The organism is Streptomyces sp. NPDC012935, from assembly GCF_042900345.1.
Lineage (GTDB): Bacteria > Actinomycetota > Actinomycetes > Streptomycetales > Streptomycetaceae > Streptomyces.
Map to the genome: position 1 here is coordinate 400,850 of NZ_JBIBBC010000002.1, position 14,340 is coordinate 415,189.

Sequence of the window (14,340 nt, forward strand, 5' to 3'; positions counted from 1 at the left end):
ACGGCACCCCTGCTCCGGACAGCCTGGGCACACGTTCGAGTCCCAGATGTGGAGACCCCCTGCCGTGGCTACTTTCCTGTATCGAGTGGGCCGTCTGGCCTTCCGGCGGCGCTGGTACGTCGCCCTGGTCTGGGCGGCCGTCCTGGCCGCCGTCGGACTGGGCGCCCTGAAGGCTCCGGGCGCCGTCGACGAGGAGTTCTCGATGCCGGGCATCGAGTCGCAGAAGGCGTTCGACCTGATGGAGGAGCGCTTCCCGGGTGCGACGGCGGACGGTGCCACCGCACGGGTCGTCTTCGTCGCGCCGGGCGGGCAGAAGGTGACCGCCGCCGAGAACAAGAAGGCCGTCGAGGACGCCGTGGCCGAACTCGGTGACGGGTCGCAGGTCGCGAGCGCCGTCGACCCGTTCCGGGCGCAGGCCGTCAGCAAGGACGGCACGACGGCGTACTCGACCGTCACCTACAAGGTCGGGGCGAGCGACCTCACCGACGAGAGCAAGGCGCATCTCGAGCGGACGCTCACGCAGGCCCAGGAGTCGGGGCTGACCGTCGAGGCCGGCGGGACCGCCATGGACGACGGCGGCGGTCCGGGCGGGGCGGCCGAGGTCATCGGCGTCGCCATCGCCGCCGTCGTGCTGCTCATCACGTTCGGGTCCCTCGCCGCGGCCGGGCTGCCGCTGCTGACGGCCGTCATGGGCGTCGGCGTCAGCATGGCCACGATCCTCGCCCTGTCCAGCGCGCTCGGCCTGTCCACCACGACCGGCACCCTCGCCATGATGCTGGGCCTGGCCGTCGGCATCGACTACGCCCTGTTCGTCGTCTCGCGCTACCGGGAGGAGCGCGCCAAGGGCCGTACACCGCAGGAGGCGGTCGGGATGGCCGTCGGCACGGCCGGCTCCGCGGTCGTCTTCGCCGGGCTCACCGTCGTGATCGCGCTCGCCGGACTCGCGGTGGTCGGCATCCCGATGCTCACCAAGATGGGGCTTGCCGCCGCGGGCGCGGTCGTCGTCGGCGTACTGATCGCGCTGACGCTGGTCCCGGCCTTCCTCGGCTTCTGGCCGAACGCGGTGCTGTCGCGGCGGGCCCGCAGGAGCGGCCGTATCGAGGAGAGCGTCGCCGACAACGGCGGCACCCGCTGGGCGCGGTTCGTGCTGCGCCGGCCCCTGCCCGTGCTGCTTCTCGGCGTCGTGGGACTCGGGGCGCTCGCCGTGCCGATGACCGATCTGCAGCTGGGCATGCCCGGTGACGAGGCCAAGTCGGCCTCCACCACCGAGCGGCGGGCCTACGACGCGCTCGCCGACGCTTTCGGGCCGGGCTTCAACGGGCCGCTGACCGTCGTCGTCGACGCCAAGGGGGACGCGGATCCCAAGGGCGCCGTCAGCACGGTCTCCGAGCAGATCGGCGGCACGAAGGGGATCGTGTCCGTCTCCCCCGCCCGCTTCAACGCCGCCGGTGACACCGCCGTCTTCTCGGTCGTGCCGTCCACCGCGCCGACCGACGAGAAGACCAAGGAACTGGTGACCACCATCCGGGGCGAGCGGGACGGAGTCGAGGCCGAGACAGGGGCCACCTTCGAGGTCACCGGCACCACCGCGATGAACATCGACATCGCCGACAAGGTGCAGGCCGCGCTCGTCCCGTATCTGATCGTCGTCGTCGGGCTGGCGATCGTGCTGCTGCTGGTGGTCTTCCGGTCGCTGCTGGTGCCGCTGAAGGCGGCCCTCGGCTTCCTGCTGTCGGTGCTGGCCTCGCTCGGTGCGGTCGTCGTGGTCTTCCAGCAGGGGCACGGCGCCGAACTGCTGGGCGTCGAGCAGACCGGGCCGATCATGAGCCTGATGCCGATCTTCCTGGTGGGCATCGTCTTCGGGCTCGCCATGGACTACGAGGTCTTCCTCGTCTCGCGGATGCGGGAGGCGTACGTCCACGGCGAGTCGCCCGGCCAGGCGGTCACGTCCGGCTTCCGGCACAGCGCCCGGGTGGTCGTGGCCGCCGCCCTGATCATGATCGCGGTCTTCGCCGGGTTCATCGGGGAGAGCGACTCCATGATCAAGATGATCGGGTTCGGGCTCGCCTCCGCCGTACTCCTCGACGCGTTCGTCGTACGGATGGCGATCGTGCCCGCGGTGCTCGCGCTGCTCGGCGACAAGGCCTGGTGGCTGCCGAAGTGGCTGGACCGGATCCTGCCCCGGGTCGATGTGGAGGGGGAGGCGCTCAGCGGGCGTTCCGCGGCGGAGCCCGCCCCGAGCGAGGCGGCCGAGCTGGAACCGGCGCGCACCTGATCCGCCTGCCCACCCCCACCGGGACCGCCCGTGACGAAGGACACGGGCGGTCCCGTCGGCCGTTCGTACCGTCCGTACCCGCGGGCGTTCACCATGGACCCCAGCCGACCAACCGGAGAGCAACATGAGCACCAGCCCGGAGCGGCGCTACGCGGACCGCATCGAGGAGTTCTCGGACCGCCACCCCCATGTCGTCGACGTGGTGCTGGTCGCGGCGCTGATGGGCTGCGCGTCCCTCGGCAGCATGCTCACCCTGCCCGGCGCCGACCCGCCGGACCAGGACAGGACCGCCGTCGCCTTCATGGGGGTGGCCTGTCTGGCCCTGCTGAAGCACCGCAGGCATCCGCGCATCGCCGTCGTCGTGGCCGCCGCCTGCACGGTGACCGTGATCGCGCTGGGGTATCTGCTCACCCCGCTGCTGCTGGCCCCCGTCATGGCGGCGCTGTACTGGCTGGCCACCCTCACCGACCGCCCGACGACCCGCGCGTACGGCATCGCGACCATGGTGGCCGTGACCGTCGCGGCGGCGATCTCCGACAGCATGGACCACCTCTCGCTGCTGCTCAGGACGATCGGCCCGTTCTTCTGGCTGCTGCTGCCCCTCGCCGCCGGCAACATGACGCGGCTGCGGCGCGCCTACCTCCAGGCCGTGCAGGCCCGGGCCGAGCACGCCGAGCGCACCAGGGAGGAGGAGGCCCGGCTGCGGGTCACCGAGGAGCGCATGCGGATCGCCCGCGAGCTGCACGACGTCGTCGCCCACCACCTGGCCCTGGCCAACGCGCAGGCCGGCACGGCCGCGCACCTGGTGCTCACGAGCCCTCAGCAGTCGCAGAAGATCCTCACCGACCTGACCGGGACGACGTCCTCCGCGCTGCGCGAACTGAAGGCCACGCTGGGCCTGCTGCGGCAGAACGGCGACCCGGACTCCGCCCCCCTGGAACCGTCCCCCGGGCTCGCCCGGCTGCCCGAACTGGTCTCGGCGTGCGCATCGGCGGGGGTCACCGTCACGGTGATCACGGAGGGGGAGCCGCAGCCGCTGTCCCCCGGTGTGGACCTGACCGCGTTCCGGATCGTGCAGGAGGCGCTCACCAACGTCACCAAGCACGCCACCGCGGAAGCCGCCACCGTACGGATCGGCTACTCCGACTCCCGGCTGCTGATCACGGTCCTCAACGACGGCCCCGCCGCACCCGGAGCCGGCCCCGCTCCCGGGGCCGGGGCGCTGCACGGCTTCGGCGTCATGGGCATGCGCGAGCGGGCCCACTCCGTCGGCGGCGAACTCTGCGCGGGCCCGCGCCCCGAGGGCGGCTTCGAGGTCACGACCGCCCTGCCCCTGCAGCCGTACGGTGCCGGTGAGCGTACGACCCCATGAGCGGCGGGGCCCCTCCGTGCGAGAATGCCGGTGCTCCACGTCCGTGTCCGCACGGTGTCCCACCTGCTCCGCGCCGATCCATCGAGGTTTTTGTGACCAAGCCCGTCGCCCGCGAGCCCCTGCGCCGCAACGCGCGGGCCAACCGGGCGCGCATCCTGGCCACGGCCCGCCGGGAGTTCGGCCGCAACCCGGACGTCACGCTGGAGGAGCTGGCACGCGCCGCAGGTGTCGTACGGCGCACTCTCTTCGGCCACTTCCCCGGGCGCGAGGCGCTGTTGGAGGCCCTCGCCGAGGAGGCGTCCGAGAGTCTGCGCAGCGCGCTGGCCTCCGGTGTGCAGGCCGCCGAGGGGGAGCCCGCCGAGTGGTCGCTGGCCCGTCTCGCCTTCTCGATGTGGCCCGTGGGCGACCGCTATCGCCTGCTGCTGGCGCTGGCCCAGCGCGACCTGGGTGCGGAGCGCGTGGCCGAGGTGCTGGCACCGGCCCGCGCGACGGCCACGGCCATCCTGGAGCGAGGCCAGCGGGACGGCGTCTTCCACACCCACCTGCCGGCCGCTGCGCTCAGCGCGGGGCTGGAGGCGATGACCGTCGCGCTGCTGGAGTCGGTCAACACCGGAGTGCTGGAGGACGACGGCACCCGGGTCGCCATCGTCACCCTGATCGCGGCCGGCGTTCCGGAGGAACGGGCGCGGGCGGTGGCGGAGACGGTCGCGCCGACGGTGGCCCCGGTGCCGGACCCCGCCGGCGGCTGAGCCCTCGTATCCGGCTTCGGATCCCGCTTCTGACGGGCTCGGCACTTGACGGGCAGCTTAATTACCCGATGATGGGCAAACATGGCCCGCTCCCGGGCCGCCGCACGTCCGCCCGTACCGGAGACACCATGAGCCGACCTGCCCGCACCACCTCCTTCGTGGCCCCGGTGTGGCTCCGCACCGACCTGCCCAGGGAAGCCGCCGTGCGGTACTGGGCGGGCCCGCACGCGCGGATCGTCGAGCGGCTGCCGAACATGGCCGAGTACGTGCAGCGTCTCTTCTCGCCCACCGATCACGGTTACTGGCCCAGGTCCGCGACGGTGGGCACCCTCGTCCCGCCCGACTGGCGCTGCGACGGCCTCGCCGAGGTCCGGTTCGTGAGCACGGCCGCGGCGCTCGCCATGCCGGCGCGCATGCGGGAGGTCCATCTCGACGAGCAGAACGTCTTCGAACGGGTCCTCGGTCACGTCACCGCGCCGGGTGCAGGGCGCTGGTGGACGGAGGGGCACCAGGACGACGTGGGCCACCGCACGGTGCTGCTGCTGCGCCGGCGACGGGGAGTGCGCGGCCGGGCGTTCCGGAGCTTCGTCCACGACCGGGTCGGGGCCGCGCTGCAGGAGGCCGGTGCGCGCGATCTGCGGACGTACACCTTCCTGCCCTGGTCGGGCCTGGTGCACCCGACACCCGGGGTCGCGCACGACAACCCGGTCTTCCGCCGCTACCACGGTTGCGTGGTCGTCGGTGCGCAGAGCCGCGCCGCCATGGACGTGCTGCTGAAGTCCCCGTCGGTCGCCGGTGTCGTGGCCGAGCAGCACACGGTTCTCACGGCTGTCCACGCCTACGCCGTGGAGCGGAGCGTGCCGGTCATCCGGGCGTAGCCCGGCTACGGCTCCCGACAGGGGAAGGACGGTGCCGGGCGTCCCCTCCCGGCACCGTCCGGGGCCGTGTGCCGCTCAAGGCACGGCCCGTTCAGGGGTGGTGGCGTCTCAGGCGACGCCGCCCGTGTGAGCCTCCTGCGAGTCGCGGGCCTCCTGCGTCTCCTGCGTCTCCTGCGTCTGCTTGGGCTCGGGCTTCTCCTGCGCGTCCTCCGAGCCGTGCTTGGCGGCCTTGCGGTGGCCCGGGAGGACGGCGAGGACGATCATCGTTCCGGCGGCCATGATGATCCCGCCGACCAGGCTGGTCTGGGCGACGCCGTGGGCGAACGCCTCGTGGACGGCGTCGACGAGTGCCTGGGCCTGCTGGGCGCCGCCGGCCGGGTTCTTCGCCACCTCCTGGGCCACCGCGAGACCGCCGCCCACCGAGTCCTTGGCCGTCTCCAGCGCGGAGTGCGGCAGCTGGCCGCCGATCAGGTCCGTGAGCTTGTCGCGGTACGCCGTCCCCAGCAGCGAGCCGAGGATCGCGATGCCCAGGGCACCGCCCAGTTCCAGCGAGGTGTCGTTGGCGCCGCCGCCGACGCCCAGCTCGGACTCGGGGAAGGAGCCCATGATCGTGTCGGTGGCCGGGGACACGCTCAGGCCGATCGCGAAGCCCAGCATGATCAGCGACGCCAGGAAGTCGGTGTACGAGGAGCCCTGGTCGATCCGGGTGAGCAGGAACACCCCGGCCGTGCCGATCGCCATGCCGGAGACGACCATGGCCTTCACGCCGAGCTTCGGGGTCAGCCGCCCGGTCACCGCGGCGCCGACGAAGACGGCACCGGCCAGCGGCAGCAGCCGTACGCCGGTCTCCAGCGCACCGTAGCCGAGGACGAACTGGAGGTACTGGGTGGCGTAGTAGAGCGAGCCGAAGGTGCCGAAGAAGAAGAACAGCACCGCGAGCATCGAGCCGCTGAACGGCCGCTGGGCGAACTTGCGCACGTCCAGCATGGGGTGCGGGTGGCGCAGCTCCCAGGCGACGAAGGCCAGCAGGCCGACACCGGCGGCCACGGCCGCGGCGATCGGGCCGGCGCCCCAGCCGAAGTGCGGGCCCTCGATGGCCGCGTACACGAGCGAGCCGACGGAGACGATGGACAGCAGCCCGCCGACGTAGTCGATCCGGCCCATGCCCGCCGCCTTCGACGGCGGTACGAGCGCCAGCGCGCCGACGGCGGCGACGATCGCGATGGGCACGTTGATCAGGAAGGTCGACCCCCAGGCGTGGTCCTCCAGGAGCCAGCCGGCGACCAGCGGACCGACGGCGATGGCGAGGCCCGAGGTCGCGGTCCAGCCCGTGATGGCCTTGGCGCGCTCACCGCGAGGGAAGATCGCGACCAGCAGGGACAGGGTGGCCGGCATGACGACGGCGGCACCGACGCCCATGACCGCGCGGGCGGTGATGACGAGCGCGGTCTCGTCGACCAGGCTGCCCATCACGGATCCGCCCGCGAAGATCAGCAGACCCACGATCAGAGCGCCACGACGGCTGTACTTGTCGCCGATCGCGCCCAGGACGAGCATCAGCGCGGCGTACGGGACGGTGTAGCCGTCGATGACCCACTGCAGGTCACTGCTGGTGAGGTCCAGATCCCGGGTCATGTCGGGCGCGGCCACGATCAACGACGTGTTGGCCATGACGACGATCAGCAGACTCAGGCAGAGCACGAGCAGTGCCCACCAGCGCCGTGTGTACGGCCCGGTCATCTTCTCGACGGGTGTGGTGGCAAGGAAGGGCACGGGGACTCCCAGGGGACGTGAGTTATTTGCACATCAATGAGCAGACTAGTTTCTTGCCCGTCGATGTGCAAATATCGTGGTGAGCCCACCCGACCCCTCCCTCCGCACCGAGGTGCCGACGTGACCAGCCCGACAGCGCCGCAACCCGTACGCCGCCGCCGTGCGACGCGCGCCACGCGCGCCCGCATCCTGGACGCGGCCCTGCGGGAACTGGGCCGCAACCCCGACTGCAGCCTCGGCGACATCGCCGAAACCGCCGGGGTGGCACGGCGTACCGTCTACACGCACTTCACCGGCCGGGCGGCGCTGGTGGAGGGGCTGGCCGGGGAGGCGGCGGAGGCGATACGCCTTGCTGTCGCCGATACGAGCGGGGCCGATACGAGCGGGGCCGATACGAGCGGGACCGATGCGAGCGGGACCGATGCGAGCGGGGTCGGCCCGGGCGCACCCGACCCGGGCCCCGCGAGTGCCCTGGCCCGCTTCGTCCTCACCCTGTGGCCGGTCGGCGACTGCTACCGCACGCTGATGGGCCTCGCCCGTCAGGACCTGGGCAGCGAGCAGGTGAGCGACCTCCTCGCCCCGGCTCGCGAGCGGGTCGCCGGCATCCTCGCCGAGGGGCAGCGCCAGGGCGTCTTCCACGGCGCCGTACCGCCGGGCCCGCTCAGCGGCGCCATCGAGGCCCACCTGCTCGCCCTGCTCGGCACGGTCAACTCCGGCATCTGGGCCGACGACGGCACGGGCGCCGCCACGGCCGCGCTGATCGCCGCCGGAGTCGACAGCGACGCAGCGGCCGTCACGGTCCGGCGTCTGCGCGCCGCCGACCGGTTCCGACCGCCCCACCGCCCCAACTGACCCACCGAGGACCCCTGCCGAGGACCCCCACCGAGGAGGCCACCGCCCATGCGCCCGTCCCGACAGCACGGACACGACTACGACTACGGCTCCGGCCATGACTACGGCCCCGGCGATGACCACGACCCCGACTACGCCTACGAGCCGCACCCCCCGCACGAGTCCAGCAAGCCCAATGAGCCCTTCTGGGCCCGCCGTAAGCCACGACGAGCCGCCTCCGTCGCCGTCGCCGTGCTGGTCACCCTTGCCCTCGTCCCCGTCGCGGCCGACCGGTTCGTGGCGGCGCGCATCGAGTCGCGTACGGCGAAGGCGTTCCAGGAGGGCATGGGCACGCCCGTCGAGCCGGACGTGCACGTCCGCGGCTTCCCCGTCGTGACGCAGGCGGCGTCCGGCACCCTGGACCATGTCGACATCACCGCCCACGACATACCGGCCCGCGGGACCACGCGCCCGCTACCGGTGAGCGAACTCTCCCTCCGGCTCGACGGGTTGACGAAGTCCGACGACGACAGCGAGGCATGGGCCCGCAGCGCGGAGGCGACCGCCTTCCTGTCGTACGCGGACGTCTCCGACGCGCTCGGACTGGAGATCTCCCAGGGCAGCCGTCCGGGCCGGGTGAGCGCGGTGGTCCTCCTGCCACTCGGCGAGGAGGTCACCGTGACGACGACCGTCTCGGCGGACTCCGCGAACCGCATCGCCTTCGATGACTTCACCGTCTCGGGAGGGGCGTTGCCGGCCGTCGGGAGCGCGGTTCTCGACAACGTCTTCGAGCGGCCGATCCAACTGCGGAACATCCCCGAAGGCCTGCACCTGCGTTCGGTCACCCCCACGGCCGACGGCCTCAGCGCCCGCTTCTCGGGCCGCGCGGTCACGTTCCGGCCGGACGGGGAGGCGCAGGGCGACGCCTGACGGTCCGCCGGTGCGGGACGGCCGGGACGGCCGGGACGGCCGGGCCCCGGGGAGCCGAAGGACTCGGCTTACCTTCGCGGAGTACCGTGCGGCGTGATCCACCGGCGGCCCGGCCGTCGCTGCACGGAAGGACCGAACCTGAACACCCCGCTCGCCGAGACGCTGTCCGTGGCCATGCTCGTGCTCGTGCTGGTCTGTGCCGTCGTCCGTCCCTTCAACTGGCCGGAGGCCGTGGTCGCCGTACCGGCCGCGGTGCTGGTGGTGGCGACGGGGGCCATCTCCCCGGCCCATGCGCTGGACGAGGCCGAGCGGCTCGGGCCGGTGATCGGCTTCCTCGCGGCCGTCCTGGTCCTCGCCCAACTCTGCGACGACGAGGGGCTGTTCCAGGCCTGCGGGGCATGGATGGCGCGTACCGCCGCCGGCCGGCCGCGCCGCCTTCTCATGCAGGTGTTCTTGGCCGCGTCGGCGATCACGGCCGTACTGAGCCTGGACGCCACGGTGGTGCTGCTCACGCCGGTGGTGTTCGCGACGGCGGCCCGGCTGGGGGCACGGCCCAAGCCGCACGTCTACGCCTGCACGCACCTGTCCAACACGGCTTCCTTGCTCCTGCCGGTGTCCAACCTGACCAACCTGCTGGCGTTCGCCGCCAGCGGGCTCAGCTTCACCCGGTTCGCGGCGCTGATGGCGCTGCCGTGGGTGGCCGCGATCGCCGTGGAGTACGTCGTCTTCCGGCGCTTCTTCGCCACCGACCTGGACGCCGGCGCGCAGGCCCCGCACACCGCCGACGCCCCCGAACTGCCGCTGTTCGCCCTGGTGACCGTGGGCTGCACGCTGGCCGGGTTCGTGCTGACGTCGGCCGTCGGCATCGACCCGGCGTGGGCGGCCCTGGCCGGCGCGGTCGTGCTCGCGGTGCGGGCCCTGATCCGGCGCAGTACGTCCCCCAAGGCGCTGCTGCGGTCCGTCTCGGTGCCGTTCCTCGCCTTCGTGCTGGCGCTCGGGATCGTGGTCCGGGCGGTCGTCGACAACGGGCTCGACACGGCCCTGGGCCATCTCATCCCCGACGGCACGGGGCTTGCGGCCCTGCTCGGGATCGCGGCGCTGGCCGCTGTACTGGCCAACGTCATCAACAACCTGCCCGCGGTGCTGGTCCTGCTGCCGCTGGCTGCCGACTCCGGCCCCGGCGCCGTCCTCGCGGTGCTGCTCGGGGTGAACATCGGCCCCAACCTCACCTACGCCGGTTCGCTTGCCACGCTGCTGTGGCGGCGTATCGTCCACGCGCATGACGCGGAGGTGGAGCTGGGGGAGTTCACCCGGCTCGGTCTGTACGCCGTACCGGCGAGCCTCCTCGCCGCGGTGCCGGCACTGTGGGTCTCACTGGCCGTGATCGGAGGAGGCTGATCCCATGGCGGTGGTCGTCTGGATCGTCGAGGGCACCTGGCCCGCCTGCGTGGACGCCGCGCGACGGCACGCTCCCGAGGACACCGAGGTCGTCCTGCTGCATGTCACCGGGCCCGAGGTCGCGGACGCAGCGCACGGCGCGTTCGCCGGGCTGCTCGGCCGGGGCCACCCCGAGCGCGACCCCGGCACCCGCGTCGAACACCTCGCCGCCGCATCCGCCGAGAGCCTCCTCCAGGCGGCCGCCGAGCGTCTCGACCGCCCCTGCACCCGCGTCGAGCGCACCGGCCGAGCCGAGCGCGAGGTCGTCGCCGCGGTGGAGGGCGCCGAACTGCTCGTCCTGGCCCGCGACGGCGACCGCGCCACTCTCGGCCCCCACAGCCTCGGCCCCGCAAGCCGCTTCGTCGTGGACCACGCCCCGTGCCCACTCCTGCTGGTCTGGCCGGAGCCGGCCCCGGACCTGACGACTATGCCGCCCCCGCCGCCGCATCCTCCGCACCACGGGTAGCACCTGCGGAGCCTGAGGGGCGCGGGCAAGAGAATGGACGGTGGTGCTGTCAGAGGCCGAATTCCTGTGGGGACAGGCCGAGCGTCGAGCAAGCCTCGCGCAGGACCTGCTCCTCCGCCGGCGCGATGTAGCCGTCCGCGCCCGCCACGACGAAGCCGGTCTGGACGACCGCCCGGGCCTCCGTCGGCTTCTTCGCGGCCTTGGCGATCTCCTGCAGGGCCTCGGTCTTGCCCTGCTGGAAGTTGAAGGACAACTGGTCGACGTGCTTGTTGAAGCGCTGCCGCAGCTGCTCGGACGGGAAGTTCTGCAGGACGTCGTTGTTCAGGATCAGCGACTCCACGTGCTGGCGCTCGGCCGGGTCGACATTGCCGTCGGCGGCGGCGACCAGGGCGCACATGGCCATGCTGGCGTCCCGGTAGGCGCCGCTCTTCAGCTCCGTCTTGAGAGAGGTGAGCTGCGTCTTGAGCGCGCTCACCAGCTGGGCCTTGGATCCTCCCGAGGACCCGGAACCCGGCCTCCCGTGCCCGCCGGAGCTCCGCCCGGCCTGTGCCTGCTGCTGCAGACCCTTGGCCTGGTCCTTGATCCGATCCCACATCGCCATCCGTGCCACCTCGGCTTCAGCCCATGTCGTTCAGGTCGACTGCGTGTGTTGCATGTGTTCCGTGTGTCCTCCTGCAAACGTCCGCCGGCCCTCGGGAGTTCCTGGGCCGGCGGGCGCGCCCGAGGGTCACCGCTCGACGACCGGCCGGAAGGCGTCCCGCACACCGGACTTGGACGTGGAGACGAACTCGTCGCCCGGCCCGTAGTCGTAGCTGCCGTAGTACTCGTAGTACAGGGTGCGCGGGCAGCTCGTGCCGCCGATCTGCACCGAGCGCGGATCGAGGCGCTTTCCGGTGCGCAGTTCGTACACCTTCAGCGGGATCTTCACCTTGTGGAAGGTCACCGAGTAGGGGAGGTACTCGTACTTGTCGTTCTCGTAGGAGCAGGTCTCGACGGCGGCCCCGTTCTCCGCCGTGTCCGCGCAGACCACGAGCGCCGCCTCGGTCGGGTCGTCGGTGCGCCAGCCGCCGGGGAGCTGCCCGGTGTACTCCGTGTCGCCGAGGAACAGCGCGCGGTTGGACCCCTTGCGGTACCGCGGGGCGCCGCTGTACTTGGCGGGCGTGTCGCAGTAGCCGGACTCCGCGTCGTACGCGTCCGTGATCAGGCCGCGTACTTTCTGCAGTTCGAGGGCGAGGGTGGCCTCGTGCACGCCGCCGCGGGCCTCGTCCGCGCGGGCGTCGTCGGGGTAGGTGTCGAGGAGGTGCTGGTAGCGGGCCTGCGCCTGCTGCCAGGCGTCCTCGGACATCAGGTGGTCGCCGCAGCCCACCAGCGCCGCGGGTTCCGTACGCGTCGCGGCGGCGGCGCTCCGGTCCAGTACGTCACGGGAGGGCTCGCGGTCGCGGAGCCAGCCCGCGATGTCGGCGGTGGCGCAGGAATCCTCGGTGGGCAGGCCGGCGAGGAAGGTGTCCAGCACCCTCCTGACGGTCTGCTCGTTGCCGGGCTCCTTCAGGACGCCGGCGAGGACGCGGAAGCCGCGCTCCAGGTCCTCGGTGCTCCCGTCCCGCGCCGCGCCGGTCAGCGTGGCCGCGGCCCGCTCCAGCCGCCGGCACGCCTCCACCACCGCCTCGCCGGGTTCGACCACCGGCGCACCCGCCAGACGGTGGCCGAGCCCCACCTCGCCCTGCGCGGCCACGGCCGCCTCGCAGTCGCCGCGCTCGCGGGCCTCGGTCACACGGTTCTCGATGCCGTACGCGTCGACCCGCAGCAGCACGGCGGTCAGCAGTACGGCGACCGCGAGGACGAGGGTGGCCGCGCGCTGCCGCCGTCGTACGACGTGCTCGGCGCGCCCGTGGGCCAGGGACCAGCCGTGTGCGGTGCCGGCCGCCCACCACATGAGCAGCAGGATCTCGGCCCAGGTGCCGGCGGTCGACACGGTGACGTTGAGCAGCCAGCCCGTGCCGATGACGGTGAAGGCCGCCAGCCGCCAGTGACCCAGCAGCAGGTAGCCGATGCCGAGCAGCGAGGCGTTGCCGAGCGCCGCGGCCACCGGGTCGCCCGGGCGGTCCGGCCCGGGCGGCGAAGGAGGCCGCGGGGGCTCGTCGGGCGGCACGAAGGGGCCGTGGGCGTGCGCCGGGGAGTCCATGGGCCGTCACCCCTGGATGTACGGGGACGCCGGGTTGCGTACGGAGAAGTAGCCGCGGCCGGTCGCGGCGCTCACCATCCACAGGGCCGCCACGTCGATGCCGGCGACCACGAACGTCGCGAGGTTGGGCGTCCCGGAGGTCAGCGAGCCCAGGAAGGCGAAGGCCGTCGAGACCGCCACGAACGACAGGCACACGATCAGCACCACACGGACCCAGCCGCGGCGCCTGCGGGCCAGCACCACGCAGGCGACCAGCAGCGCCGCCAGCCCCCAGCAGAACAGCGCCAGCAACCAGGCCATGCCCATCGGCATGAGCAGGTCCTGCCCGTGCTCCTGCTTGTTCCGGTTCTCCTCGAGGACCGCCCAGCCGCCGAACGCCGTACCGAGTGCGTGCACGGCCACGACCACAAGGACGAAGATGACTGCCCCGGGCATGCGCACCCCCGGGGGAGAAGCCGGGCCGGCCTGCTCGGGCTGGTAGGAAGAGCTCTGCATCGTGTTCACCTCACGCTTTCGTGGTCCGGCAGGTCGTAGACCCGGGCCCAGTCCACTTCGTAGACCGCGCTCTGCAGGTCGTCACCGTGGAAGTTGTCGAGCTGGACGGTCTGGTGCATCGACGGGGCGCACTGCATGCAGTCGCGGTCGTCGTCCGCCCCGTCGGCGAAGCGGAACCACTCCTCGCCGTCGATGAAGCCGCGCACGTGGGCCGGGGTCCACTCGACGGCGACGTTGTGCCACCGCGTCAGGTCCACGCCGCACTTCTGCGCGAACTCCTGCTGCACGGGCACGTCTTCGGGGTGCGGGTAGTGCAGGAAGGCCTCGGCGCACTGCTCGCCCGGGGCGCCGTTCTCCAGGTAGTCGTACTCGCCGTCCTCGGGGTGCCGGTTCGAGTCCGGCCACAGGATCAGCAGCGGGTGGTACTGCCGCCCGTTGTCGGGGGCGGTGGCCCGGGAGCGGACGCGGGCCTCCCACCGGCCGTACCTCTGCCCGTACGACGAGGCCAGCCAGCCGGTGTCGCCGTCCGCGTCCCCGGTCATGCGCAGGATGCCGCCGACGACGCGGGTGTTGACGTCGCAGCGGCGGCCGTTGCCGCTGTGGCCGGGCCAGCACTTGTCGGGGCCGCCGCCCGCCAGGCGCCAGCGGTCGCGGTCCGGTACGGCCGGCTCGGCCTCGGAGCCGTAGTCGAACTCGTCCGACCCCTGGGGCAGCGGGTCGCCCCAGCCGTACCGTTCGGCGGCGGTCGCCGCGGGATCGGCCGCGGTGGTCGTCGTACGGCCGGGTGCGGCGTTCACCGTGGCCGCGGTGAGCGTCAGCCCGAGGGCTGCCGCGCCGAGCCCCACGGCGAGGTGCCGGGCGCGAAGTCGTCGGTGCATGACTCCCCTTCAGCGGGTCGGGTACGGGGCAGCGGGAGCGGCGGGCCGAGCCCTCCCCCCTTGCGGGGCTCGGA

13 protein-coding genes are annotated in these 14,340 nt (G+C 72.7%); 8 read left to right on the plus strand and 5 right to left on the minus strand.

Translation table 11 applies throughout. The features are described 5' to 3' along the window. Positions 1 to 64 precede the first annotated feature (64 nt). From ACFY5C_RS07190 to ACFY5C_RS07205, 4 genes are all read left to right on the plus strand, one after another. A complete protein-coding gene (locus tag ACFY5C_RS07190; RefSeq protein ID WP_389441468.1) occupies positions 65 to 2,275 on the plus strand; it encodes an MMPL family transporter in 2,211 nt (736 codons plus the stop codon). Positions 2,276 to 2,399: 124 nt separating this feature from the next. Further along, positions 2,400 to 3,647: a sensor histidine kinase gene (locus tag ACFY5C_RS07195; protein ID WP_389441471.1), complete on the plus strand. Its 1,248-nt coding sequence runs from the start codon at positions 2,400 to 2,402 to the stop codon at positions 3,645 to 3,647. Between the two features lie 92 nt (positions 3,648 to 3,739). Next, entirely contained in the window at positions 3,740 to 4,396 is a 657-nt protein-coding gene (locus ACFY5C_RS07200; protein ID WP_389441473.1) for a TetR family transcriptional regulator, read from the plus strand. A gap of 128 nt (positions 4,397 to 4,524) precedes the next feature. Then, a complete protein-coding gene (locus tag ACFY5C_RS07205; protein ID WP_389441476.1) occupies positions 4,525 to 5,274 on the plus strand; it encodes a hypothetical protein in 750 nt (249 codons plus the stop codon). A 108-nt stretch (positions 5,275 to 5,382) separates the two neighbouring features. On the opposite strand, the gene ACFY5C_RS07210 is transcribed toward ACFY5C_RS07205, so the two are convergent. After that, the gene (locus tag ACFY5C_RS07210; RefSeq protein ID WP_389441478.1) at positions 5,383 to 7,047 is read right to left on the minus strand and encodes an MFS transporter; all 1,665 of its coding nucleotides are present in this window, start codon (positions 7,045 to 7,047) and stop codon (positions 5,383 to 5,385) included. Positions 7,048 to 7,167: 120 nt separating this feature from the next. On the opposite strand from ACFY5C_RS07210, the gene ACFY5C_RS07215 reads away from it, so the two are divergent. The 4 genes from ACFY5C_RS07215 to ACFY5C_RS07230 all read left to right on the plus strand — a co-directional run bounded on the left by ACFY5C_RS07215 (position 7,168) and on the right by ACFY5C_RS07230 (position 10,711). Next, complete coding sequence (locus tag ACFY5C_RS07215; RefSeq protein ID WP_389441481.1) at positions 7,168 to 7,899, plus strand: TetR/AcrR family transcriptional regulator; 732 nt, start codon at positions 7,168 to 7,170, stop codon at positions 7,897 to 7,899. 48 nt (positions 7,900 to 7,947) lie between these two features. Further along, positions 7,948 to 8,808: a DUF2993 domain-containing protein gene (locus ACFY5C_RS07220; RefSeq protein WP_389441484.1), complete on the plus strand. Its 861-nt coding sequence runs from the start codon at positions 7,948 to 7,950 to the stop codon at positions 8,806 to 8,808. 138 nt (positions 8,809 to 8,946) lie between these two features. Further along, on the plus strand, positions 8,947 to 10,206 hold the full coding sequence (locus ACFY5C_RS07225) for an SLC13 family permease (protein ID WP_389442192.1): 1,260 nt from the start codon (positions 8,947 to 8,949) through the stop codon (positions 10,204 to 10,206). A gap of 4 nt (positions 10,207 to 10,210) precedes the next feature. After that, positions 10,211 to 10,711: a universal stress protein gene (locus ACFY5C_RS07230; RefSeq protein ID WP_389441486.1), complete on the plus strand. Its 501-nt coding sequence runs from the start codon at positions 10,211 to 10,213 to the stop codon at positions 10,709 to 10,711. A 49-nt stretch (positions 10,712 to 10,760) separates the two neighbouring features. Here ACFY5C_RS07230 and ACFY5C_RS07235 read toward each other — a convergent pair whose 3' ends face one another. The 4 genes from ACFY5C_RS07235 to ACFY5C_RS07250 all read right to left on the minus strand — a co-directional run bounded on the left by ACFY5C_RS07235 (position 10,761) and on the right by ACFY5C_RS07250 (position 14,266). Next, positions 10,761 to 11,312 (minus strand): TerB family tellurite resistance protein, encoded by a 552-nt coding sequence (locus ACFY5C_RS07235; RefSeq protein ID WP_365055845.1) that lies wholly within the window; start codon positions 11,310 to 11,312, stop codon positions 10,761 to 10,763. Between the two features lie 126 nt (positions 11,313 to 11,438). Further along, a complete protein-coding gene (locus ACFY5C_RS07240) occupies positions 11,439 to 12,893 on the minus strand; it encodes a hypothetical protein (protein WP_389441488.1) in 1,455 nt (484 codons plus the stop codon). Positions 12,894 to 12,899: 6 nt separating this feature from the next. Then, on the minus strand, positions 12,900 to 13,388 hold the full coding sequence (locus ACFY5C_RS07245; protein WP_389441491.1) for a hypothetical protein: 489 nt from the start codon (positions 13,386 to 13,388) through the stop codon (positions 12,900 to 12,902). 5 nt (positions 13,389 to 13,393) lie between these two features. Then, positions 13,394 to 14,266 carry a glycoside hydrolase family 16 protein gene (locus ACFY5C_RS07250; protein WP_389441493.1) on the minus strand — a complete coding sequence of 291 codons (873 nt, stop codon included), beginning with the start codon at positions 14,264 to 14,266 and terminating at the stop codon, positions 13,394 to 13,396. Positions 14,267 to 14,340 lie beyond the last annotated feature (74 nt).

Bases quoted from the DNA above. Each gene is read 5' to 3' on its own strand.
- ACFY5C_RS07195 (WP_389441471.1), top strand. From the start codon at position 2,400: ATGAGCACCAGCCCGGAGCGGCGCTACGCGGACCGCATCGAGGAGTTC.
- ACFY5C_RS07205 (WP_389441476.1), top strand. From the start codon at position 4,525: ATGAGCCGACCTGCCCGCACCACCTCCTTCGTGGCCCCGGTGTGGCTC.
- ACFY5C_RS07220 (WP_389441484.1), top strand. From the start codon at position 7,948: ATGCGCCCGTCCCGACAGCACGGACACGACTACGACTACGGCTCCGGC.
- ACFY5C_RS07230 (WP_389441486.1), top strand. From the start codon at position 10,211: ATGGCGGTGGTCGTCTGGATCGTCGAGGGCACCTGGCCCGCCTGCGTG.
- ACFY5C_RS07235 (WP_365055845.1), bottom strand. From the start codon at position 11,312: ATGGCGATGTGGGATCGGATCAAGGACCAGGCCAAGGGTCTGCAGCAG.
- ACFY5C_RS07240 (WP_389441488.1), bottom strand. From the start codon at position 12,893: ATGGACTCCCCGGCGCACGCCCACGGCCCCTTCGTGCCGCCCGACGAG.
- ACFY5C_RS07245 (WP_389441491.1), bottom strand. From the start codon at position 13,388: ATGCAGAGCTCTTCCTACCAGCCCGAGCAGGCCGGCCCGGCTTCTCCC.
- ACFY5C_RS07250 (WP_389441493.1), bottom strand. From the start codon at position 14,266: ATGCACCGACGACTTCGCGCCCGGCACCTCGCCGTGGGGCTCGGCGCG.